The following is a 24,811-nucleotide window of genomic DNA, read 5'->3' as shown; positions in this document are numbered from 1 at the left end:
ATGTCGCCGCCTTTCTTTTGAAAAGCCCTATCTTTTTGATAGGGCTTTTTTGTTTTTGGAATTTTTAAAAAAAATTAAGTAAAGTTATTGAACAGAGAAGTGAAACCCGATTGCGCAGATGGTACTGCATTTATGTGGGAGTCCCGATAGCTATCGGGAGTCGCCGCCTTTGCTTTGCCAGTTCACCGCATTGCGGTTCGGGTCTTTTGAAAAGCTTTATCTGAGATACTGTCGTATCATTTTCATTTGATTTATATATAAATCCATTAAGTTCGTGTTCGTCCATTCAAGTGTAATGTTGTTTATTCCCCCAACACTGATTTTTGTAATAACATTTGACTGTTACCATAGAAAGGCACATCTGTTTTTCCTAAAATTGTGGTTGGTAATGTTCCTATTTCTGATAAGTTATCCATTGGTACTATTACTGTTTTTGCTCCGTTTTCTGATAGTAAGGTTACTTTATCTGCGAAGTTTAAAGCTCTCTCTATAGCGCCACCAATTGATACATTTCCTAAAACTGCTAAACCAGCTTTTAGTTTCTTTTTGTAAATCGCTGAAATTATTGCCACATATACAGCACTACCAATACCACCGTGAATATTTGCTCCCATTATATTACTCACCTGAATGTTCAAGTCATAGTTTGCTAGTGAATGTTGTTCGTTTAGGATTGTTTTCTCATTCGCCCTAATATAATTGAAGGTATTTTTGATATTTTCTTTTACTTCAGTTGAACTTGTTCCTGTCACATTCAGTTTACCTGAGCCTTTTAATGCAACTACTTCAATTTTTATTAAGGAATTGTTTTCACCATCACTAGTTGCTGTGTAACATACACCAGGAGCTAAAGGGTTTGCCTCAATTAAAGATGAACCTTTTTCTTCTGGAAGTCCAACAAAATGTTCTTCTTGTGTTTCTTTGTCGATGTAGGAGAAATTAGTGTCCCAAAATTCCATACCGCCAATACGTTTTAATTGCTCTTTTACTCTGCGACGCATTTCCATTGCAATTACTAAGTATTCTCTGATGTCTTCTTTTGTATATTGACCGTCTGGATGTAATAGTTTTATAAAACCTGAAATGATTCTCCTTACGGATTTGCTATCTCGTTGTTTTAAGTGTGAGCCCAAAGAGAAATATTTATCTAACGCATCGTAATAGGTTTTTTTTCTTTGCGATTTTAATACTTCTGAAAAGAAATCTGTACTATAACCAAAATGCTTTGTAAAGTTTTGAGGACTAAATTTAGTAATTTCCCATCCTGGTAAAAATAAATTGATACGGTCTAAAAATGCGGTATCGTGGTTTACTTCATCTGATAATGGACTGAATAAGTGTGATGTTTGTAATACGGTTTCTACTGGTTGGTTTATATTCCCGTTTAATATTATAGAAGCTGAACCTGAAATTTCACCTCCCTTTGCTCTTGAAAAAGAACCACTTTCCATATAATCTTTCATTAATGGTATTGCATCTCTATCTTTGAAAAGCTTGTCTGTACTTTCATCAAAGCAAATGGCATCCCATAAACCTACTGCACCTACACGACCGGAAGTATTGTTTACAAATAATTGAGCAACAGAACCTTGACCTCCTGAAATTAGAATTGCATAAGGTGTAATTTCTTTATAGATATATGATTTACCCGAAGAACGTGGACCCAATTCTACCATATTGAAATTGGCTTCGACTAATGGAATTAAACGACAAAGTAATAGGTTTAGTTTTCTATCATCTAAACCTTCGCTATAGGGTTCATATCCAGCACTACGTAGTAATAATTTTTTCCATTCCTCTGTTGTGAATTCTTTTCTTTTATCGGAAATTTTACTGTTGTCAAACGATGATAGTTGTATAGGTCTAATTTCTTTTACCACAAATGGGAAAACAGTTGAACCTACTGTAATCATAGGGTCGTACTCCATGTCAATAATTGCCCAAATACCTCCTAAAAGTAGCTTCTCATGACTTGTAACTAACTCATCACTGATGTTTGCTTTTCTAATATTACTATTGCTGATATTTGCCCAATACTTATCTTTTTGAGGATCTAATTCAACGGATATTTTGTCGATAATTTTATAACTCCCTTTTTCTTTTAATTTTGATTGAATTAAAGTACTTTCTTCGGGATTGATGTAATGGTCACGTAAAATTGTTTTTACATTTTTCATTCCTTCTTTTAGTTTTTCCTCATCTTCTGTGCTACAGGTATTTGCTAATAAATATTCCAATACAAAAGCTGGTACATTAGCCCCACCTTTGATGATACCTACTAAATCTTTTTTTACCACATACCCACGAAAGTGGTCTAATGCTTTTTTATCTAAATCGTCAAGGACTATCATAATTGTTTTATTTTAAAGTAAACCTCCTAAATCTCTTGCTTTGTTTTGTTTAACTACCACTTTATCTAATTGTTCTTTAGTAATTGCATCTACAATTTTTACTTCTAATTCAGCATTTGAACCGAAGCGAAACTCTTTTTTTACCTCTGTTTCTTTATTTATTGTAATGATATCACTTTCATTTACTTTACTGTTTTTTACAAAAAATAATAACATTACTTTTCTTTCTGTTGAAAATAAACTGACTTCCGTAGTAGTTGCTTTTAATGCTACTGAGAACAAATCACCTGTCACATCATTTAGTTCATTTTTGTTGCTAACTACCACTTGTAATTGTTCACTTGTATTATTTTCATTAGACCATTTTAAAAAAGGTATAATGGTTTCTTGTGGTGCTATACCCCCATGACTATATCCGTAAACTCCAGGTGTTTTGAACGGCCCTAGTCTTTTAGCGAAATAGCAATACTTAAAGTTTGCATATTGGATTTCTTTTTCAACAAGTAGGTTAGTATCTATGTTTTGTTTTTCTTCTGTTCTAATAAAGCGCTCACTTTTGTTTACGTTACCTTTAAAATCAACTTCTATTTTATCTGAATTTTCTAATACACCTGTTAAAACGAAACCATGATCTGTGACTAAGAATACGTTTTGATACCCATTCCTAAGCAGTTGTTCAATTTTTGTTGCAAATAGCGCCGCTACTTGGTCAAAATATTTTAATGCTTTTTGTTGATAGGTTTCACCTAGTTTATCAGGGTCTTTGTAACTACAAATTAAATAGTGTTGTTTATCGGTGGTTTCGTTTACCATTTCTAAATCTATAAAACCTATTGATTTATCTGTATTTTGGTTTAAAATGTAAGCTTCACGGTCTTGTTTTTTTGCTATTACGACACCTGTATCTACATACAACTGACTCATGTTGTGTTCCGTTTCTGATGGAAGACACGCAAACATAAATTGTTGCTGGTTGCATAACGTATATTCTTTTGATACTCTTTCGATGATGTCTTTAGCAAACTCAAATGAAACACCGTCTCCGACTACAATTGCTGTTCTTAATGCATTATTGTTTATTATTTCTTGAATTTTTCCTGTTTGATTGGATTGATAGTCTTCGAAATATTTGAACCACTTATCAAGATATATTACTGCATAATTTTTATAATAGGATTGAATAGGTTCTATTATATTTTTACGGTCTAAAAACTCCGTATATAACTCCCTAATTGCTTTATCTAATTTGTAAAAATGGTTGGTATAAAATGACACACATTCTTGATGAGAAGCAATTTGGTTGATATTCTTCTCGTCAAATTCCATTAAGGTTTTTATGTTTTTCCAAAATGTAATCCCTAAATGAATGGTGGCTTTATTTACAATACGTTGGTTAATTTTAGGTAAGAAATTAATACAATACTCTTTGTTATTTATGTTTTTACCCAGTTCTACTAACCAAAGCTCATCTAATTCTTTGAAAGGATGTGCAGGATGGCAATTGAAAATTTCTGTTTTGGGTTCTAGTTTATATTTTTTTAGGTATTGATCAAATGATTCTTGGTATGTTTTACTGTCTAACCAATTGTTATAAGCTTCCAAGAGCATTTTGTTTGGATTGTTATTTGCTAATCCATCCAATAAATAAAAAACAACTTCTTGTGCTAAAACGGCTGCTGGTTTATCAATGTAAGGCTGCCCAATTAATTCATTTACTTTTTTGAAGAATAATTCTTGAACGTTTTTATCGTACTTATTTAAATAGGTTTTAGGGTTATCTAAAAAAGGTACGATTTCTTTTTCCAAATTGAAGATTTCTTTAGCTCCATTGTGGCTTAAGTTCATCCAATAGGTTTGGTCTTTGCCAATACTTACTTTTGCAGCTGCAATTAATTCTTCTTTTTCTAAATGCAGGTTTATATTTAAATGGTTGATTAACTTTTCTTTAATGTATCTGTCGAAATGTTTTATTTCTACCGCCCCATTGGTTTCAACGTATTCTCTAATGAATTTTAGCTGTTCTTTTGGCGTATTGGTATAAATCAAATATTTCTTGTTTTTATCCAAGCTTTTCTCAATTTCATACTTCACTTTAAGTTCATCAATTTCGTTATTCGTACAAAATGTAACATACTCATTTTTTACCCCTTCTTGTAAAAAAGTAGCTTCTTTTGACTCATCTATAAATACAGCTATAGGATGGGTATTGAATATTTTTTCTATTTCTTTTTTAAACCAAGTGTCGATCATAGTTTATGGATTGGCTATTATTTATTAGTTGTTTGGAGCTGGAAACTCGGTTTCTAAGTTCCAATCTAATGCGTTTATTTTTTCTTTTAATGCTGTTAGTTGATTGATTATATCTTCAAAAGAAGGTTTATTTTCTTCATAAATCATCTGCTCTAACATTATTCTATAGTCTTCCTCCCAGGCATCTATTACCTCAGGGATAGGAATTGGATTTATTGTTTTTGGATTATGTTCGTTGTAATTTACACCACCTACACGAGTAAATTTATGTCTATGTACTACAATAGTTTCATATAATTCTTTATCATTTATCGCTTTTTCGGCAAACTCTGTTTTTGATAAATGATACACATCATATAAATGACGACTCAATCGTTCTACTCTTATTTTTTCTACTGGACGATGAAATTCTTCATGCAATAGAAATATTTTTTCTAAAAAAGTTCGCTCTGGATTTACGGTTTGTACTTCAATGTGTTGTTGCGCAAATTCCATTTCTCGATATTCTTCATCTATTAACGATCTAAACGTTTTATTAGTAAAGGGTTCCCTTAACGATCGGCAACTAATTTCTATTTGAATTCTGGGTTCTAAGTATCCTGGTGATGGTATTACTTCAGGATAATATAAATAGATTTTTACTGGATCTTCTTCCGGATTATCTGTTTTTTCTATATCCCATTTGATAGCATTAATTCCTTTTTCTTGAAATCTTTTTTGTAATTCGGGATAAAAGACATGTACCATGTAATCATTTGATACCGCTCTTAGTTTTTCAATTTGACGTTTAGATAAAACTCCTTCAAAGTTAAAAAAACGTCTGTCTATAGCTAAATCTATATCTTCGGAGAAACGTTCTATTACGTTCCATGCTTTGCTTAATGAAGTACCTCCTTTGAATACCAAATGCTTAGCAATATCCATTTCAAAAATAACCGTCAAGGCTTGTACTACCCACCAATCTTTTTCTACAGCAAATGGAGCCATTCCTGTTTTTTCGGCTATTTGAATGTAGGCGTTTCTTTTTGTACTATCGGGAATTGCAAACCACTTATCCATTTTTGTTTGTGTTTATTGCTTGACGCATGATTACTCTAATCCACTCTGGTGCTAAACGAATGTCGTATTCTAGTCGGTAGGGTTCTTCATTAGCCAATTGTTTTGTAATTATTTTTATTTCCGATTCGGTTACTTTGCCTTTGCCTATTTCTTTTAAAGCTTGAATTACTAAGCTGCTTATTTTTCCGATGGCTGCTAAATTTTTAGGCGTCGCTTTTTTGAATACTATTTTTCTTCTGCCTAAATCTATTTTTCTTGCAGCACCATCTGTTAGATACACGACATTCATAGGTACTTGTGTTGATAATCCTAAAGCATTTAATGCCAATACACCGGTTGGAACAATACGCGCTTTGTCTCTTTTTGCAATAGCTTGAGCAATAGCTTCCGTGCTTGGTTTTACAGGTCCTAAAATAGGATCTATTTCCAAACGGGAATAAATGCCACGTGCTACTCTAGAAATCTCGTTTGCTTCTACCATTCTTTCCAATGCTTTTGCTACGGCTTTTGCAGTACCAAAAGAGATGAAATCTTCGATAAAAAATAGCGAGCCCCCCTTGGCTTTTTTTATTTTAGCAATTACCTTGTTATCAATGCTTTGCATGTGTTTTTGTGTATTATTTTGTCGCAAATATAGTATATTTTTGCGACAAAATAGTATCTGAATTAATTTACTGTTTTCTTATTTAAGGTAACTAATTCGTTGAGTAATTTATCCATTTCTTTCACTCTATCAACCAAATCAAGACCTTGTTCATTTTGTTTTATTTCATAAATAGAATCTGAATTTAATACTGACAAATCCCTCAAGCTATCAATAAAATTTATACTTTCCTCATCAATACCTTTAAATTCAAATCCATTGTCTTTGTTTGAAATGAAAATAATATAATTTTCAAAAACAAATTTCAGTTCGTTTCCATAATTTTCTAAATTACAGTTTTCATTAATAGATGAAAGTTCAAGTAAAAAAGGACTCCAATGCCTTCCGTTGAACTGGGTTTTAAAAAGCATCCAACATTCATAAGGCTTTAATGCTAAATCGTACCACCAATAATAACCATCTGTTTGATTTTCATTCCATTTTGAGAAAGATGGATATTTTATGTAGTAAAATATTAAACCTTTTTCTATCTGATAATCAGAATTATATCTAGACAAATAGTCTTGGATAAGATTTTTAGGAGTCTTATTTTTGTCATCAATAAAAATAGTTAAATATTGTTTGATAACATCTTTAGTATTTTGAAAACCATCCCTATTTTCGCTTTGGGTAAAAAGCTCTCTCCAAGTAGAATTATTATTGTTTCCAAAGCGTTTAAATTTTCCTATATTTTGAGTGTAGTCGCCAATTGTTAGTAATGCTTTACTTATTTCAAAGTAATTGCAACCAGGAACAAATATTTTTAAAAACTGTTCTGCATATATTGATAGATTTTCATTAAAATCAAATAAAGCAATATTTCCTCTTAACAAAGTATGATCTTCTAATTTGTAAACATACTCTAGTAATTCTGGGTGATTCTCAACAAACTGTTTTTTTGATCTTTCTTCCTCAAATTGCCTTTTTGATAATTTAGAATCAGGAGAAAACTCATCATGTAAAATTAAGTATTCGACATCTTCATATAAAAAAGTACTTAAAAATTCATTACGAAGTTGAAATTCAGAAGATGCAAAAATATTTCTTAATTTTCTAAACTTGAGTGGATTAACAATATCTGTTTCTAATTTCATAAATATAAATGCATAAAGCAATAATTGCTCACCAACAGAAAATTGATTTTTGCGTTCGCCAAAACCATAAGCTTCAGCACATTTTCTAAATAAGTTTGTTTGAGGGCTATTGAAAAAAAGTCTTGTTTTAGACAGACTAAAATCTTCAACGTTTATATAAAATAGATCATCAAAGTAATTGGGTTCCTTTTTTTCAAGATTTTCAAATAGATTGATAGCATCAAAAAGAAATTTAACATTATCACTTGATTCTTGATAAACCCTTTTTATAATATCGAGCCAATAGGTTTCGTTGACCACTATCTTTTTCCTTGCAATTATCAACTCTGTAATATACCAAAAGAAAGCAGAAAAACCATTATCTACCTCCTTAGCAATATCACTACTTTCTTTGTTTTTGAATATATTCCAAAATAAATCAGACCACTCCTTATCAATTTTTTCGACAAATTCTTTTGCTTGATCTGGACTTAGTATTTCTGTAAATTGAGATTTAAAGTGTTCAAAATCGGTTAATTCTTTTCCTCTAGCATTCATTTTGATGTATAAATCATCTGGCAAGCCTAAGTCATTCATTGGTAATAAATGAAAAACTATTCGAGAAGTGTCTCCGCTTAATTTAGACCAAACATTATTCATATCCTTAAAAAGAATACTAATGTCTTTAAGTACCACTAACATTGATGCTATTGTTGGATTATTTTTCCAATTAGAAAAAAACCAAGGTTGATTTACAATTTGTTCATCAATTGTTTTTCCATTAAATACAGGTTGGAATTCTATTAAATTTTGACAAAACGAACTAGAACTGTGCCTTGTTGCGTAAGAAAACTTGAGAAGTAGTTTTTTTATCTCCTCTAAATTAAATTCATTATTTCGAGCTTTTTCTATATTGGCAAAATACCAATGTAGCAGGAATAAAGTAGTCAATCGTTGTTGGCCATCTAAAGGCTTGAAAACTGAAATTTTTTCGGTCTCATTTACTACATCGTTCTCTGTATAACCATATATAAAATCAAGCTCCATTATTGGCAAATTATCATTAGCCAGAACTTCATAAACAGCATTTAGAAATCGCTCCCTTACTTTAGGGGTCTTCCCTGTTGTTCTACCTTGAGCGTAATCACGTTGAATAGGTGGTATAACAACTTTGTGTGTTTTTAATAATTGTAAGATACTATTCGTTTCCATAGTCTTCATCAATGTGGTTTATAGGTAAATACTTTTCCAATACATTTTCAATTGTAGATAGATAATTTTTTCTATCTGTTTCAGACCAAAAAAAGTATTGCGAATTCAATCCGTCTTCATTATAGTATTTCATAAAAGCTCTACGAGTACAAAGCGGTATAAAACTTCCTTTTTTATCCAAACGAATAATCTCTCGTCTTTTTATTTCAAAAACCGAATTGTTTAAAGCAGAGTTATCCGGTTGACTTAAAAGTGCTAGATTCGAAATGCCTTCACTTTCTCTATCCATATTTTCCGGATCTAAAGTGAAAATATTATTTACCTCTTTGAAAAGTATTTCGAATCGATCCCAAGATAGAGTTGCATTGTTGTCTCTGTTAATCTTTATAATAACTTCTTCAATTTTTAACTTATTATTCTCCCCTTCTGTTGTATGAAGCAATTCTTGCAAGATAGTCAAATGTAAATCCAACCATTTTTGCCAAGGTTCTTTTTTACTCTTATCAAAATTCTCAGAATTTCGAGCGTGTATGTGTTCTAAACTCCAAAAACTACCTTTGTGTTGTTTGAAAGGATAAAATTCTGAAATAGCATCCGATACTCGGTTAGTTTCGATATTAAATAATAATAAGACATTAAAAATTTGATTATAGTGTGTTTCGTATCTAAGTTCAGTCATTTCTACAAGAACTGAACTTTGAATTAATTTATCTATTTTTTCTTCAAAATCTTCTTTAGTGTCTTTCATCGAATCTTTAACTAAGCTGCCTAGATTGACTCCTTTGAAATCTCCAAAATGTTTTGCAGCCACTAAATATCCAATTTTGTGGTAATAGTTTTTAGTACTATACCAATCTAACATCGTAAAATAGAAGTGTTCAATTTCCTTCCAAATATCTGAAAGCACGTCTTTATTCCCTTGGAATAAGCCTTCTTTTTGTTTGTTTGTGAAATTTAAAAAGGTATAAAAAGAATCTTTTTCATCGTCCGATTTACCTGCAATAAGATCTAATATCAACTCTATTTTTGTGTTGAAATTTTCTCTTTTTTTATTGGTGATAAAAGACCAAAATTTCAGATCTTCTTCATTCAATTTGTGTTCAATTTCATCCCACAATCTGGCAATTTCAAATTGTTTAATTTTTCGTTCTTCCTGAGGGAGTGATTTAAAACTTTCTGAAGATAGAAACAATGCTTTTATTAATTCGGCGTTAGTTAAGGGAATTTTACCTAAGTTTAATCGTTCGAATAAAAGTCTACTTTTCTCTTCTTGAGACACTTCATACCAAATTATTTTTGAATATTCAAAAAAAGTAGATTGAAAACTTGCCTGATTAAAAACCTTGTTTTTTTTACTCACATAATTTAACTGCCATTCTCTTATGGTTTGCATGGCTTGGGAAATATGAAAAAAATCGATATTAGTTTTATTAATATCTACCGTGTTATCGGCATTTACTTTTAAGCTTGACAAAAACGGAACACAAGACTCTCTCGTTTCATAATCTAGTTTGAACTGCGGTATTTTATCTTCTCCCTGCCATTTTTGATTGATGTATTGTAAAATAATATAAATAGTGGTCAATCGTTGTTGACCATCAATTACTTCATACCAATCCCCAACAAGGTTATTTTTTTCTGGTTTGTTTTTTTCGTACATTAGCTTAACCACTACAGGTTGCAAGCAATAAAAAGTTTTGGTTTCGGCAGTGATTTCTCTAGGAGAAAAAGAATCAATATCGTCTAACAATTGTTCGACTTGTAATTTTGTCCACCTATAACCACGTTGGTAATTAGGTATAAAGAATTGTTTATCTAACAATTGGTTTATGGCTTTTGGTATTAGGTTGTTACTCATTTTATTATAATGGATTATTTAAGATTTTTACCAATCCGCGTTTAAATATTTCTTTAACTGTCCTGCATTGAGCACCTCGTAGGCTAGCATGCCTTTCTTTTGTAATGGGGCTATGTTTTTGCCTACACCATCATCTAGGATAGGGTTGTAGCCCTCTTGTAGTAGCTCGTCTATTTTGGCTTTGAAGCTTTCAATTTCTTTGAGTTGCTTGTATATTTTATCGGCTTCGTTTTGTTCTGAAGCTGATAAAACTTCTTTGTTTCTTAAATCTGTTTGGCGATTGACTAAAGCTCGTTCACGGTGTTCGATGTACACGGAACGCACGCGCATTAATTTATCTCTGTCCCATTTGTATATGATGATGTAGCAATCAAAACCTTGTTCTGGTCCAGAAGTAAGGTGCCAAATAAATGGTGTTTTAGGCAAGTACATAAACAAATTCAAATGATCTGATAAGGCTTTGAAGAAATGACCATTGAGGTATTCTTTGATATTACGACCTAATACTCCATCAAAAGCGGAATACTGTGCCATAGAGAAGCCTTTTTCTAAGAATTTTTCCTCTATACGGTCTAATAATATTTTTTCACCAGCATTAGGTACTAATGGAATGATGCCGTCTTCGTCTTCTAATAAGATTTCACGAATCATATCCGCTAAAAACTCCATTGCTAAAGTGTTCATACGTTGTTTTGGAATGATGTTGCTTTCTTTGAACCAATACCATACGTTGATGGGATTGACTTGATGGCGAATGCAAAACTCCTCTAAATCATTGTTACTTTGGTACAAATTAGGAAACTCTGCTACTATTTTGTCTTTTTCTTCTGTAGAAAAGGCTGTTTCTGGTAAATTTTGGATAAAATATTTGATGTTGTCTAAAGGAAACTCTGCCACTTCATTTTCTAAATAGGCTTTTTTGGCAGCAGCGGTTACCGGCAAACCTCCAATGCTTTCGCCTTCTTTGGCTAATACCATTGCTTTGTCGGCATCCGTTAATTCATAAACCGCAAAGATTTTTTCGTTGATAATGGCTTCGTTTATTAGTACTTGAGTTAGGTGGTGGTTTTCAAGATTAAAAAACACCCTAATTCTATTCTTAACATCATTTTCATTCTCAAATTTTATAATTGGTGAATTTTTAAAACTATATTCAATTAACGAATATTCTTCAAGATTTTTTAGCAATAAATAGTTACCTTTTGAAAGATTTGAAACAATAGCCTCAAGATTTTTTATTGGTTTTAAAAAAGGAACTCGTTTTAAATCCCCTTGATTAGTATTAACTGTAGGATTTAAACAATTTACGATATAAAATGCTAGTTTCGAATTAAAAAAACCAAGAGTAAAAAAAATATCCTTATATTTTTTTTTCAAATAAATACCAGGACCTCCTGCATCAATTATAAAATTTGGTGGCATATATCTAAAAGAAGTTCCTTTCGATCCAGATGCACTATATGTAATACCTTCATCATAGAAAAATTTTTCATTTCTAATAACTGATGATTTGTACTCTTTCATAGCTTGCCCATCATTTTTCCAATTAACTAAAAGCCAATTATTACCATACCATTTTTTAAATGGACCTCCTTTGGTGTAATAAACCCAACCGTCTTCAAAATCTTGAACTGAATTTAATTCGTACCAAAATCTCAAAAAGCGATTATTATTACCTGAGGAAACCCCTTTAACAACGTCTATTTCATCTGATACAACACCCACTTTAAACTTCTCTCTAAACTCATCACTTATCCAATAAATAAATGGATAGGATTTGATTATTTTTAGTTTGGATTGCTCCAATTTAAATACGCGTTCATTATCATTTCCTTTTAAATAATCTTCTAAAGCATCAAAGAATTTTTCTTTTTTGAACTTTTCTTGAAGATTAGTGGTTAAATTGAAATACAGATTTCTGTCTTCTGATTTTTCTTTACTTAACACATAAAAAGTAGCATCTAACAAAATGCCTGGTCCAAATAAATTTACTCTATCCAATCCAAAATCAACCATTACATCAATATGCGATTTTTCAATCATATACTTTCTCACATCCTCAAATGTTTTGATAAACATAAAAGTGTGTGGGTGAATCATAGCCACTTTTCCTTTTTCATTTGTTAATTCAAAACAACGTTTGATAAATGCTGCATATAGATTTGTACTAAATTTATAAGGTTTAGAATAGTTTGAATCTGTAAATTTTTTTAATTCAGGACCAAAATTACCACTATCTGTGTAAGGCGGATTTGCCGTTGCTACATCATATTTTTGGGTAATGAGTTTCAGAAAGGTAATAGCGTCTTTGGTTTTGTCGGTCAAAAACGAGTTACCTGCTTGTGTGGCATACTGTGCTACTGCGGTTTCGAGGTTTTTGAAAAAGTCGGCTGTAAAACGTTCGTATTCTTGTATGGTGTCAGCATCAAACATACGAATTTGGTTTTCGTTTTGTTTTTCTAATGCACCATGTAGTTTGATGTTTAGTTTTTCTTCTATCTTTACTAATGAGCCAAATTTATGGGCTTGCTGTAGGTCGCCCCAAATTTCTTCTACAATTTTGCGTTGGTTTTGGTCGGCAATTCCACTTTCAAAAATGGGTAGCACTTCCTCAAAATCAGGCAAGAAGAAATCAGACGAAACCACATTGAAGTTTAATGTTGTGGTGTTTCTGTTTTTTTGTTTGGCTTTGATCCATAAACCTAATTGTGCTAATTGTGCTGCACGGTCGTCTAAGTCCACCCCATATAAGTTGTTTTCGATAATCAGTTTCGGGATGTCTTCTTCGTCATAATCGGCACCATAATTGTCTATTTGGTCTTTGTACAGTGCATAGAAAAATGCAAACGCATACAACAAAAAGTTACCCGAACCTGAAGCTGGGTCAATAAGTTTTATTTCGTGTAAGGGTTTAGGTTCACGCACTCTGGTTTTAGGAGCGTTAGCGATTTTGTACAAGTCTTTAATTTCAGAATCGGGGTACATTTCTAAGTACATTTTTCCTAAAGAATTATGAACTAAAAATTTCACCACCCAACGTGGTGTATAGACTTGCGATTGCAAACTTACTTTGTCGTACTCTGTTTTATCACCAGAGTCTTTATGGGCTTGCTTTTTAGCATTGTTGTAGCTTTCATACAACCAACCTAAAATATCATCGGACTGCCAAATATTTGGTTGTTCGTTGTTCGTTGTTGGTTGTTGGGATTTAATAATATCTATATCTGTTTCAACTGCATTGAAGGCTTCTACAATATCGTTTAGCTCAATAACATAAGGCAACAAGGCATACGGATAGTTTTTGTGAAACAACGGTAGGACATCGCCCAATTTGTTGAATTCATATTTAAAATAGTCACGCAGTCCTTCTAATTCCTCGTTTCTTTTTTCGGGGTTGTTTTCTAACCAAATTTTGTGTCCAAAAGAACGCCCCCCATGAGCCGCTTGTTTGGTAACAATAGGTGCAAACAGTTGATGGGCTTCCATTACTTTGATAGCTGCCAAACGATTGAACAAGGTAAAAGTTAGCTCGTCTAACGCTTTTTCACGTGCTTCTTCATAGTTACCTGTTTCGCCTTCATGGCTGGCAATCAAGGTTTCGATTTTTTTTCTTTTGGTGTGTAAGTTTGCTGGAATCTTATCGATTTCCATCAACTTATTGGCACCAATGCCTAAGCGAGCAAACTGATTATTGAATGCTTTGTATATGCGTTCGCGAATGCTATCTACGTGATCAGAGAGTTTCATGGTTATTGTGGTTAATCCTCCCCCCAGCCCCCTCCGAAGGAGGGGGAGACGGAAAGTGTTGCTGTTTTGTTTTTAATTATTTATTGTAATTTCAATCATTTCGTCATTATCCAAACCTGCTAAGGATTGCAATTGAGTGGCTAATATTCCTCGGTATTCTTTAGCGGTCATTATATTATTTTTAATGTTAAGCTGTACTTTTTTAGGTTTGCCTGGTGTTGGTGCTGGCGGTGCTACTTTTAGGAAATTCCCTTTAATAATTTGTAAATCGGTTTCACGCGTAGGCACCAAATCGATGTAGTTTAAAATATCTGAAAGTGAAAAGCCTGTTTTTTGGCAATGCACTTTATAAATGATTTCAATATCATCGGACGTTTTGTTGTTGCAATTGTCTAAAAGAACTTTTAATTTGTTTTTGTTCTCAATGTTTAAATCCGCAGGATAATTGGCATCTAAATCGGCTTGCGCTTTTTCTATTTCCGTTTTTAAAAGCTTGTAAGCTGTTGCCATTTTAGTTGCACTAGCCTTCATTAGGTTGTAATATTCATCTTTAATGGCTTGTACGGCATTTTGTATGTCGCCAAATTTTTCGATCACATCTTGAGCTACTGCCTCGTCAAAAACTTTGGTTTGATTTTCGATGATTTGGTTTTGGCTATTGGCTTTTTGTAATTCGTTTTCAACCGCTTTGGTAAAATTTGAAAAGCCTTTGATTTTGTCTAAGTTCTTTTTGACGAAATTCTCCGTTTTAATAACCGTCTTTATAGCTGTAGCGTAACTATTGGAATCCTTTAAGAAATCTTCTGCTTTATCGATGTAATTTGCTTCGGTAGTTTTAGAAACGAAACCTTGCAAGAAGTTTCTTTGTTCTAAGCAGTGTTTGAAAATTTTATTGAAATCAAGCACTGTATTTTCTAATGCTTTTACAATCGTAACAAAGTGTTCTGCTAATACAGAAACGGCATCCGCTACATCGAAATCGCTTGATGTATCGCTTATTTTTCTTTCTTTATGTTTTTCAAATTCTAAAGTAATCAATTGATTGATTATTTCACTTTTTTGCTGTGTAGAAAGTGTTTTAGAAATGGATTTGAAACTGGCTGTTTTGAATTTGCTACCCGAAGCAAATACTTCTTGAACCGCTCTGTCTGTATAAGAGAAGTAATCGGTATCGTTTGTTTTAACTACTAGTTTTCCTGCTCTAAACAAGACCGCTAAGGTAGTAGAAAGCGTACCATAAGAATAGCCCCATGGGTCTAATGCAAAGGTTTCTTCTAGACTTCTACCATCAATGTATCGTTCGTTAATTTTTGTACGTAGTTGCTCTACAATTTTAAGATGATCTCCTACGAAGTTACCATTGGTGTCGAAAAATTTGAATTCGTCACCAGAGAAGTATTTATGTAATTTTTCTGCACTGGATTCTTTAATTATTTTATCTCCAATAGATTCAGGTAATTGTGCTGTTAATCTTTGGGTGTAAATATTTTTAATTAATTTCTTTTGCACCTCATTGATGGTGTTTTTGAAATTGTCTTTATTCAATAAGTTTTCATCAAATAGGTATATTAAAGAACCTTTTTCGTAGGCTTCCGTAATTAAGTTTATTACATCTTTTTCTTTCTCATTTTTAATAATTGAGAAGTCACGAATGATTGGTTTAATTTTTTCGTCATCAGTGCCGCTGTATTTTTCTTCCATGAAGCCATAGCGTTTCACCTCTTCTAATAATTTGTCAATGGTATTGAAAGCTGCATTGTCTGGAATTAAGGTAATGGCATTTTTTGTATATTGGGTTTCTAATTTAATAGCTTCAATAAAATCTTGTCTGTCCCCATTAATGTTAAACAAACTGTAAGCCGTTAGTTTTAATTTTTTATTGTTTGAACCAATTATTTCATCATCTAAATCGGTTAGTACATTAAAGTTATAAGCTACTGTACTTTCGTTAATTGTTGCGATAGGACGAAATATATTACTTTTTTTAAGGTAATTTACTAACTCTCTCTTTTTAATGAATAATTCTACATCGAAGTCTTTCATTTCTTCCAACAATTTTCCTTCTAAGTTGGAAGTAATCTTGTAATTGTTATTAGAAACCAACACTATTTTAGCTTCCACTAATAGGTTTAAAGCTTCTTCTACAAGAGGTTTTACTTCATAATATTTTTCAATATCAGGATTGTATAATTTCGTAATATTTTCAATAGTAGGCGAAGCAATAGATTCTGCTTCATTAATAAAATGAATGGTTTTTAAAAGCTTTTCGCCATTGATATCAATGTTGCTATTGTCGAGTATTCTAGTAGCATTTTTATACTTATTGTCTAAATCAGCAGGTGGGGCAGTTTGTGCTTGCGTGCACAAATCGTGAGCTGTTGTAAATTTATACAATTCAAGGTATGCCAATGTTTTTTTCAACACGTCGAAGGTGGTAATAATCATTCCACGAGCTCCCACTTGAGTGGTTACTAAAGCATTAGAACTGAACAAAAACTTTTGCAATAAATCAAACTGATATTTGTGAAACGGATAGTACGTTGCGAATTCATCAGAAGAGGTTGTTTTCGTTGGAAAAGATGATTTTAGATTGGTACTATCACTAATTAGTCCTTCGTTTTTCTTGTAATAATCGACCAATTTTTGATAGGCTTCCTCTTTTTTAAGTAGCAAACGATTTTTCATTATGACATCTACTTCTGTAGATTCTAAGTGCATTTTTGTTTTGAAACGGTCTGTTACCTTAGTTAATTGACTTTTATTAATATTTGCATTGATGATTACATTGTCTAATTTTTCTTGTGCAATAGCAATAGTCCACACTTTTTGACTAATACTTGATAAGCTTTGGCTTATAGCCTGTAAATCCAAAATTTTGAATTTCCCTTGACTAATGGCTTCACTTGTTTCATCAAAAATAAATACGATATTTTCGTCAGTGAATTTCTTAATATATTTTTCTAATTCTATTTTAAAAATGTCTGATTCAAAATTTTCAATCGCCTTTATATAAACTTCTTTTGTTTCATCATACTCTTTATCGTTATAACCTAATTCTTTATATATTACTCTAAATGCTTTTGCTATTTCACGATTACTAAATTTTATGTCATTCCAATTTTTATTGAATAATTTTAAAGAAAGTTTATTTACCAATTCAAGTTTATCATCAATTAAAAGGTCATACTCCATATAACCATAAACATCATTACGTAAACCTAATTTTTTTAAGAAAGCACTAAACAAAGTGAAAGATAATCCATTATCTGTATTTTGTTGTGCAATGTCTAGAAATACAACGTTACTTTTTTTAGAATTTAAACTAAGGATATCATTTTTTATAAAACTTTCATTCTTTACACCAGCTAATCTTGGCATAAATCTATCTCGAGCTGGTGTTCCATTAATTATAGGGTTTTCGATTAAATATCCTAATATTTTTCCAAAATAAGATTTTCCAGAACCATAAAATCCCGAAATCCAAACGCCTGTTTCCTTAATGTTACTGGTATATTGTTTTACGAAATTAGAAAGATGCTTTCCTAAACCATCCGTAATTATATAAGATTCTAATTCCGATTGAATTTCGTTTTCCGACTGATCTTCAAGGTCAATCACGTTTTTAATATCTTCTTGTAAATTTAATTTTAGAATATCTTTAATTGTAATCATAGGTTTTGTCTTAAATAATTGTGCATCTGTAATTAGATGATTGTTTTGCATTTAAAAAATGATGATGGTCTCCGTTAATTTCTCCTGGATAAAATATGACAAGCGGCATATTGAGTTCATCAATGGTGCTATGCTGTGTAATGTTTATATTTTCTATACCTGTTCCGTAGAAAACTCCTGTTCTGATTAAAACGGGTATTAATCCTTGTTTTGAAGTTTCAATGATTTCATTAACAATCGCATCAAAAAAATCTTTGTCGGTGCTAGAACTATCAATGAATACTTTAAATGATGTTGGTTTTAAATCATTGTATAAATCAATAATGTTTTCCAATTTATTTTCATCAATAAAATCAACAAATATTTTACTAGCATCAATAAACTTAAAATTAGTTGAACTTAGTTCCTTTTTTGTTTTTTCTAAGTACAAATTTTCCTCTTTCGGTGGATAGGTGAATAATATTGAATAACCACCATTAGCTACTAAACTTAATTGCGATCTGTTTTTTACATCAAGGATAGACTTTAAATTGTCAAACTTTGCTTTATTTTCATCTATATATGCCATCTATAATGTTGTTATTATTAAACACTGGTTCGACCTGTAATATCGCACCGTTATAATTTAATTTAATCCAATCTTTTTTTCCTATTCTTTTTAATCTGTCTAATAAATTTTCGTTAGATATAAAAGTAAAACTCATTAGTTCCTCTTCTAGCAAGTTGATTTTAATATCTTTAAGATTATTAATTAGGTTAATAAAAATTGTTAGTTGTTCGTCTGTTATTCTGTTGAGCTTAAATTTTTTCTTTTGATTACCTTCAACAAGATTTAATTTTTTTAAAATTGTCAGGTATTTTGAAGCAATCGTTTCAATAGTTATTTCAGACCATTTCCCTTTTAATTCTTCATTACGGCTAATTAAATCTTTTATGTAAGCTATTATTGATTCTTTTGGTAATTCTGCTCTACCTTGAAAATAATATTTGAGAAATACATCTCTATTTAATTCATAAAACAATTTGTTATTTATACTGAAAAGCCAAAACAACAAAACAGATTGTGAGTTTTCATCATTTTTAAAGTAGTTTATCAAATTTCCAACAAATTCATTTATATCATTGTTTTCGTTTACAAAAGCAGAATTTAGAGCAGATAAAAATCTCTTTCGGGACTTTTCTGTTCTAAAATCAAATTCATTATTGTTCACAAGAATATCTTCTAATTCCGTTTGATCATTCAAAAGCATAGGTAGTGCCTTGTATATCAAATGGTAATCAGGAATACTTCCAATGATGTTTATGTCGGTGTTGTATATCAATTGAAAATAATTTAATTTTTTTTATACATTTTATGTAAGAAGATTAATAGTGCAAATATATACAAAAAGGATAAAAAACAAGGCGTATAATGTAAATAGCCAAGACAAGCGCTTTTAAATATAAATCAATAATTCTCTGTAAGCCTTAACTATTATACTTTACTTCAATTATTTCTTTATAATAAAGTGTTTATTATCTCAAGAAAAAAAAATGAAACACCTACAAACAAAAAAAACTCCAACAATTAAGTTGAAGTTTTTTTGAAGTGGGCGATGAGGGATTCGAACCCCCGACCCTCTGGGTGTAAACCAGATGCTCTGAACCAACTGAGCTAATCGCCCTAAATATTTTTAGGCTTTAATAACAAATTTGGTGGGCGATGAGGAACTATAACCTATTATATTTCATATACCTGTAATTGTCTTTAATTACCCTATTAATAAAGGTTTAACAACGTATCAACACAAAGCAAAATTAAACAAAATTAAATAAAAACAAAACATTCTGTCCCCTTAATTGTCCCCTAAAGTATAAATTTATATTTTTACAGGCATAAACATATACATTATGCCCGAAGCAAAATTTGTTCTTAAAGAGCCAAACTCCAATCAAAAAACATTAATCTATTTGTTCTACAATTACAGCAATCAAAGGTTAAAGTATTCTACTGGCGAAAAAATACACCCAAAGTTTTGGAATGCAACAAAACAAAGGGTAAAAGATAGTTCGCAGTTTCCTGAATATCCTGAATTTAATCAGCGATTAAAAAATATTGAAACTGCAATAAATACCTGCTATCGGAGATTGTTAAATAATAATCAGGTCATAACGCTTGAATTACTTAAAAAAGAACTGAATAAAGAATTAAATCACGAAAAGCTGACTACAAAACAGTTGGATTTTCTTTTATGGGTAAAATCCGAGATTGAAATTCTAAAACTCGATAAGAAATCAGGGACAATAAAAGTTTACAATACGCTTGTAAAACATTTAACTGAATTTTCAGTTGCTCGAAAATATCCTTTAACATTTGAAAGTATCACGCTTGAATTTTACGAAAACTTCAAAGATTATATTTTAAATGAAAAAAAATTATTGACGAATACATTTGGAAAACAAATAAGAACACTCAAGAGTTTTTTGAATTTAGCAACTGAAAAAGGAGTAAATACGAATAACGCATTTAAGAGTAGATTGTTTAAATCGCCTCAAGAAAACATTACTCACATTTATTTGACTGCTGACGAAATAGAACTTATTTACAAAGCAGATGTTAAAGAAAAAATGTATTTAGATAGAGTAAGAGATTTATTTTTGATAGGATGCCATACTGGTTTAAGATTTTCAGATTTCACACAACTCAAAGAGGAAAATTTAGAGCAAACAAAATCAGGATTTGTATTAAATGTAAAAACAAAAAAAACAAATGAAAGAGTAGTTATTCCAATGAAACCAGTTGTTAAAGCAATTTGGGACAAATACGAGGGGAATTTACCGAGAGCAATATCAAACCAAAAAATGAATGAATACCTGAAAGAGCTTGGGAAAATTGCAAAGATTGAAAAAATGGAAATCATAATAAAAACAAGTGGAAAGGAAGTCCGAGAGGTAATTTCTCCTAAATACGAATTGATTACAACCCATACAGCAAGAAGAAGTTTTGCCACGAATGCCTATTTAAGCAACATTCCTGCAATTAGCATTATGAAATTTACTGGTCATCTTACTGAAAGTTCTTTTATGAAATACATAAAAGTATCGCAAGAAAGAAATGCAGAGTTATTGGGCAGTCATCCTTTTTTTAATTAATCCAACTTATGAGTATAGATAAAGAAAAAATTGAATTGAGAAATTCTATTACTGATTTGAATTACAATGTTTCAATATCTCGGAACAATGAAATTTCAGTACATTATACTGATAACGATACGACAGAAATTTTCTCTGATTTTTATGTCTTTTTAGATGATTTAGCCAAATACTATAACAATCGAATTAGTGATTTTGATGAAATTGAAGATAAAATATATCTATGCGATGCGTTTTTATATGAAATACAAGAATACAGAGTTGGCTCGTTCCCTAAATTAATTGAAGATAAAGAAAAGTTTGCACAAGAAATAGAATTACGCAAAGAGCAGTTTATTTCATATAAGCAACGGTTTGAAAAAAAATTGAACACTCAAATTTCTAAAACGAACACCGTAAATAATTTATATTCTACAAAGCAGCAGGTTCTTATACTGGAATATTTGGGAGTGTTAAAGTTGTTTGATTTTAATTCAAACGAAAAGCAAAAGGCTAAAATCATATCAGCTATTATTGGAAAAGATGAAACGAACACCGTTAGAGCCATCAGAAATATGGCTAAAGTTGTTGAAAAAGGTAGTGAAAATACTAAAACCAAAATGAATTTAGAAACAGTTAGAGATCTGTTCAAAGAAAATAATTTACTTGAAATAGCAAATAAAATACAAGAAGAAATCAATACGATAAAAAAGGGGTAACCCTCGAATTTACCCTTTGCCCTGACTGAATGTTCCTTTGTCCTATAAAAATTATAAGATATGGAAAATACAGTTATTACGGCAATTCCACTTCACGAATTGGAAAGTAAATTTGCAAAAATTGTTGAAGACAAAATCAGAGGGTTACTCTTTGAAAATTCCAAACAAGAACAAAATACAAAAGAGCAATACGCCACAAGAGAAGAAGTATCCAAGAGATTAAGAATTTCATTGCCTACACTCAATACGCTTTCAAAAAAAGGCATTATTACGAGTTATCGAATTGGCAGAAGAGTTTTGTATAAATGGGAAGAAGTCGAGGGAATTTTACAAGAAATAACCTCAACAAAATACAAACGCAAAGACCTTAAATAGGTAGTTGTTATGTATGATAAAATTGATTTTTTCATTCCTTTAGAGTTTGAGAATTTTGGAAAGGATACGGACAAACAGATTGTTATTGGCAATCTTGAATTAGAACGCCAAGAGATACACAAAAAAATACATTATGAAGTTTTTTACAAGAAAATTCGATTTAGATTGTATGAAAACGGTTTGTATATTTCAAATTCTATAAGTTCAATTATTTATGGCAATAATACTTTTGATTTAACTCATTTACAACTATGCAGAGCAATAGATGAGATTTGTTCGATAATAAATCAAAAGCCATCGGATTTGCAAATTAAAAGTTTTGAATTTGGTTTAACTATTCCAGTATCAATAAAGGTAAAACGTATTTTGAAACGATTATTAATTCACAAAAATAAAGAACCAAAATGTGAATATAGACGAGCGAATTTAACTAGTGTTAAGTTTTTTCATACTGATTATACTTTAAAATTTTATGACAAGGCATTTGTCGAAAAAATAGAAAGAAGAGCAGATGTTTTAAAAGGCAATTGGTTGAGAAGCGAGTTACAACTCAAAAAAAAGAATATTCCAAAACATATCCAAACCGCAGAAGATTTAAAAAATATTGAAAATATTAAACCTTTATTCGATATTTTAATGAAGCAATGGGGAGCGGTTTATAAAATGCCTTTTATAAACCATAATGAGCATACAAAGGAAAATCTTTTTAGAATTTATGCAATATCAAATCCTTTATACCAAGAAGATAGGTTAGATTATGTTACTAAAGATGCCGTAAGAAAAGAGCAACAAAGACATAAAAAAGATTTAGAGGAAGTAGGCTACTTCACTGTATTTGATGAAATTGAAAAAGGATTGAATGAAAAATTTAATTCTCTGATTATTGTCCCATAATTTCTTGCAATTCTATTAGTTGTAAATACGGGACAATTGATAATACATTTAAACTGAAAAATGAAAAAATACAAACTTCATTAAAAGTTAAAATGAAAATTCTTACAAAAGAAGAGTAAGGGAGTAAAGAATGTATTAGAATATTTCAGCTTTTGAACCGCAATTTTTCTAATTTCAAACCGAAACAAAGTTGTCCAAAATGTGTCCAAAGTGTGAGGACAAGTGTGAGGACAAAATTGTCCAAAAAGTGAAATGCTCGAAACCCTACTGTAACAAGGAATTACAAAGGAATTAAAATACTTCTTTGAGGATAAAAGTGAAACACTTTGTCCAAACTTTGTAAAAACTACCGAAATAAAGTGATATTTTCATTAAAATTGGTCGATTTTCTAAAATTTTTCAGATTTAGTCCTCACAAAACGAAAGAAAAAAAACTCAAAAATAAAGACGTATTATTTGCCGTTAAAGCCTGTTAAAGTTAGGTTTACATAGTAAAAGTAAAACTATGGAAATCAATAATTTGTACACAATTGGGTACGGCAACCGAACTCTCGAAAATTTTATTTCGTTACTTCAAAAATATGACATCAAAATACTTGTTGATGTTAGAACCACACCGTTTTCAAGGTTTCGACCACAATTCAACAAATTGTCGATAATGAGGACGCTTGAGGACAAAAACATTCAGTACGTTCACAAGGGAGCAGAATTAGGTGGAAAACCAGCCGAAATAGAAAATGTTATATACAAAGTATATAATAATTTTCACGAAAGAAAAAATTCTGTACAATATTTACAAGGAATTTCATTTTTAGAGCAAGGATTGGAAATGAATTGCAAAATTGCAATTATGTGCTGTGAATTGGATTACAAAAATTGTCATCGGTATAGTTTGGTCGGAGAGGATATTTCAAATCGAGGTTGGGGAGTTTTGCACATTGACAAAAATGGAGAACTCACAAAACATAAAGGGCTTTTTTGAAAGCCTTTTTATTTGAAAAATAATTTAAGTCTTTTAAACCAACATCTAAAAATATTAATTTTTAAAGTAAATGCAAAAATATATTTCATATTATCGAGTAAGTAGCGCAAAACAAGGAATTTCAGGATTAGGCTTGGATGCACAACGAACAGATGTAAACCGATTTATTACCAAAGGTGGAGAATTGGTTGCAGAGTTTCAGGATGTAGAAAGCGGAAAGAATGATAATCGACCAAACCTCATCAAAGCAATTGAAGAATGTAAAAAGCAAGGAGCAACTTTATTGATTGCCAAACTTGACCGTTTAAGCCGTAACGCTTCTTTTATTTTTACTTTGAGAGATGCAAAAATTGATTTTGTTTGCTGTGATATACCAAATGCGAATACGGTTACTATTGGAATTATGGCAGTTTTGGCTCAAGACGAACGAGAAAGAATTTCTCAAAGAACAAAATCTGCACTTGCTGAATTGAAAGCCAAAGGAGTGAAATTAGGAAATCCTGAAAATATGACAGCGGAAGCACGAGCCAAAGGATTGGAGGCAAGAAAAGAGAATGCACTTCAAAATGAAAATAACAGAAAAGCAACTGCTTTAATTATTTCGTTAAGACAAAGTGGAAAGTCATTTGCACAAATTACAAGAGAATTAAACGGCTTGGGGTTTAAAACTCGCACAAATAAAAGGTTTCAGCAAAATCAAGTACAAATATTATTCAATCGTTATCAAATCGGTTAGAGTTAATTGCAAATCAACTTCAAAAATGATAGTCTTTAAATTCAATTTAAGACATCTTTTTGATGTTTGCGACTACAATATTAACTGCCGTTTTTCTGTCGCTTAAATAGATTAACCCAACTTGCCGAT

Annotated in this window: 16 protein-coding genes and 1 tRNA gene; 6 read left to right on the top strand and 11 right to left on the bottom strand. The window is 31.2% G+C overall.

Features of this window, described 5'->3' with window-relative positions:
• Positions 1–302: 302 nt before the first annotated feature.
• From brxL to B0A58_RS13510, 11 genes are all read right to left on the bottom strand, one after another.
• A complete protein-coding gene (brxL, locus tag B0A58_RS13560; RefSeq protein ID WP_089081508.1) occupies positions 303–2,351 on the bottom strand; it encodes a protease Lon-related BREX system protein BrxL in 2,049 nt (682 codons plus the stop codon).
• A gap of 12 nt (positions 2,352–2,363) precedes the next feature.
• Entirely contained in the window at positions 2,364–4,601 is a 2,238-nt protein-coding gene (locus B0A58_RS13555; RefSeq protein WP_089081507.1) for an alkaline phosphatase family protein, read from the bottom strand.
• 24 nt (positions 4,602–4,625) lie between these two features.
• Positions 4,626–5,660, bottom strand: a complete 1,035-nt coding sequence (locus B0A58_RS13550) for a nucleotidyl transferase AbiEii/AbiGii toxin family protein (protein WP_089081506.1) — start codon at positions 5,658–5,660, stop codon at positions 4,626–4,628.
• Complete coding sequence (locus B0A58_RS13545; RefSeq protein WP_089081505.1) at positions 5,653–6,264, bottom strand: DUF6088 family protein; 612 nt, start codon at positions 6,262–6,264, stop codon at positions 5,653–5,655. The genes B0A58_RS13550 and B0A58_RS13545 overlap by 8 nt, the downstream gene beginning before the upstream one ends.
• Positions 6,265–6,326: 62 nt before the next feature.
• A complete protein-coding gene (locus B0A58_RS13540) occupies positions 6,327–8,597 on the bottom strand; it encodes a DUF262 domain-containing protein (protein WP_089081504.1) in 2,271 nt (756 codons plus the stop codon).
• Entirely contained in the window at positions 8,575–10,446 is a 1,872-nt protein-coding gene (locus tag B0A58_RS13535; RefSeq protein ID WP_089081503.1) for a DUF262 domain-containing protein, read from the bottom strand. The genes B0A58_RS13540 and B0A58_RS13535 overlap by 23 nt, the downstream gene beginning before the upstream one ends.
• 27 nt (positions 10,447–10,473) lie before the next feature.
• Positions 10,474–14,193: a BREX-1 system adenine-specific DNA-methyltransferase PglX gene (gene pglX / locus B0A58_RS13530; RefSeq protein ID WP_089081502.1), complete on the bottom strand. Its 3,720-nt coding sequence runs from the start codon at positions 14,191–14,193 to the stop codon at positions 10,474–10,476.
• Positions 14,194–14,265: 72 nt separating this feature from the next.
• The gene (gene brxC / locus B0A58_RS13525; protein WP_089081509.1) at positions 14,266–17,865 is read right to left on the bottom strand and encodes a BREX system P-loop protein BrxC; all 3,600 of its coding nucleotides are present in this window, start codon (positions 17,863–17,865) and stop codon (positions 14,266–14,268) included.
• A gap of 10 nt (positions 17,866–17,875) precedes the next feature.
• Positions 17,876–18,433 (bottom strand): BREX protein BrxB domain-containing protein, encoded by a 558-nt coding sequence (locus tag B0A58_RS13520; protein WP_089081501.1) that lies wholly within the window; start codon positions 18,431–18,433, stop codon positions 17,876–17,878.
• Positions 18,417–19,187 carry a BrxA family protein gene (locus B0A58_RS13515; RefSeq protein ID WP_089081500.1) on the bottom strand — a complete coding sequence of 257 codons (771 nt, stop codon included), beginning with the start codon at positions 19,185–19,187 and terminating at the stop codon, positions 18,417–18,419. Before B0A58_RS13515 ends, B0A58_RS13520 begins: the two co-directional genes overlap by 17 nt.
• Positions 19,188–19,454: 267 nt before the next feature.
• Positions 19,455–19,529: transfer RNA gene (locus B0A58_RS13510), tRNA-Val, on the bottom strand.
• Between the two features lie 226 nt (positions 19,530–19,755).
• On the opposite strand from B0A58_RS13510, the gene B0A58_RS13505 reads away from it, so the two are divergent.
• From B0A58_RS13505 to B0A58_RS13480, 6 genes are all read left to right on the top strand, one after another.
• The gene (locus tag B0A58_RS13505) at positions 19,756–20,997 is read left to right on the top strand and encodes a site-specific integrase (RefSeq protein ID WP_089081499.1); all 1,242 of its coding nucleotides are present in this window, start codon (positions 19,756–19,758) and stop codon (positions 20,995–20,997) included.
• 8 nt (positions 20,998–21,005) lie between these two features.
• A complete protein-coding gene (locus tag B0A58_RS13500; RefSeq protein WP_089081498.1) occupies positions 21,006–21,695 on the top strand; it encodes a hypothetical protein in 690 nt (229 codons plus the stop codon).
• Positions 21,696–21,755: 60 nt separating this feature from the next.
• A complete protein-coding gene (locus tag B0A58_RS13495; RefSeq protein WP_089081497.1) occupies positions 21,756–22,070 on the top strand; it encodes a helix-turn-helix domain-containing protein in 315 nt (104 codons plus the stop codon).
• A 9-nt stretch (positions 22,071–22,079) separates the two neighbouring features.
• Positions 22,080–22,964 carry a hypothetical protein gene (locus B0A58_RS13490; protein ID WP_089081496.1) on the top strand — a complete coding sequence of 295 codons (885 nt, stop codon included), beginning with the start codon at positions 22,080–22,082 and terminating at the stop codon, positions 22,962–22,964.
• A gap of 505 nt (positions 22,965–23,469) precedes the next feature.
• Complete coding sequence (locus tag B0A58_RS13485) at positions 23,470–23,946, top strand: DUF488 domain-containing protein (RefSeq protein ID WP_089081495.1); 477 nt, start codon at positions 23,470–23,472, stop codon at positions 23,944–23,946.
• Positions 23,947–24,016: 70 nt separating this feature from the next.
• Positions 24,017–24,682: a recombinase family protein gene (locus B0A58_RS13480; RefSeq protein WP_089081494.1), complete on the top strand. Its 666-nt coding sequence runs from the start codon at positions 24,017–24,019 to the stop codon at positions 24,680–24,682.
• Positions 24,683–24,811: the final 129 nt, after the last annotated feature.

This window comes from Flavobacterium branchiophilum NBRC 15030 = ATCC 35035 (assembly GCF_002217205.1).
GTDB lineage: Bacteria > Bacteroidota > Bacteroidia > Flavobacteriales > Flavobacteriaceae > Flavobacterium > Flavobacterium branchiophilum.
This window is presented reverse-complemented; position numbering and strand designations above follow the sequence as displayed.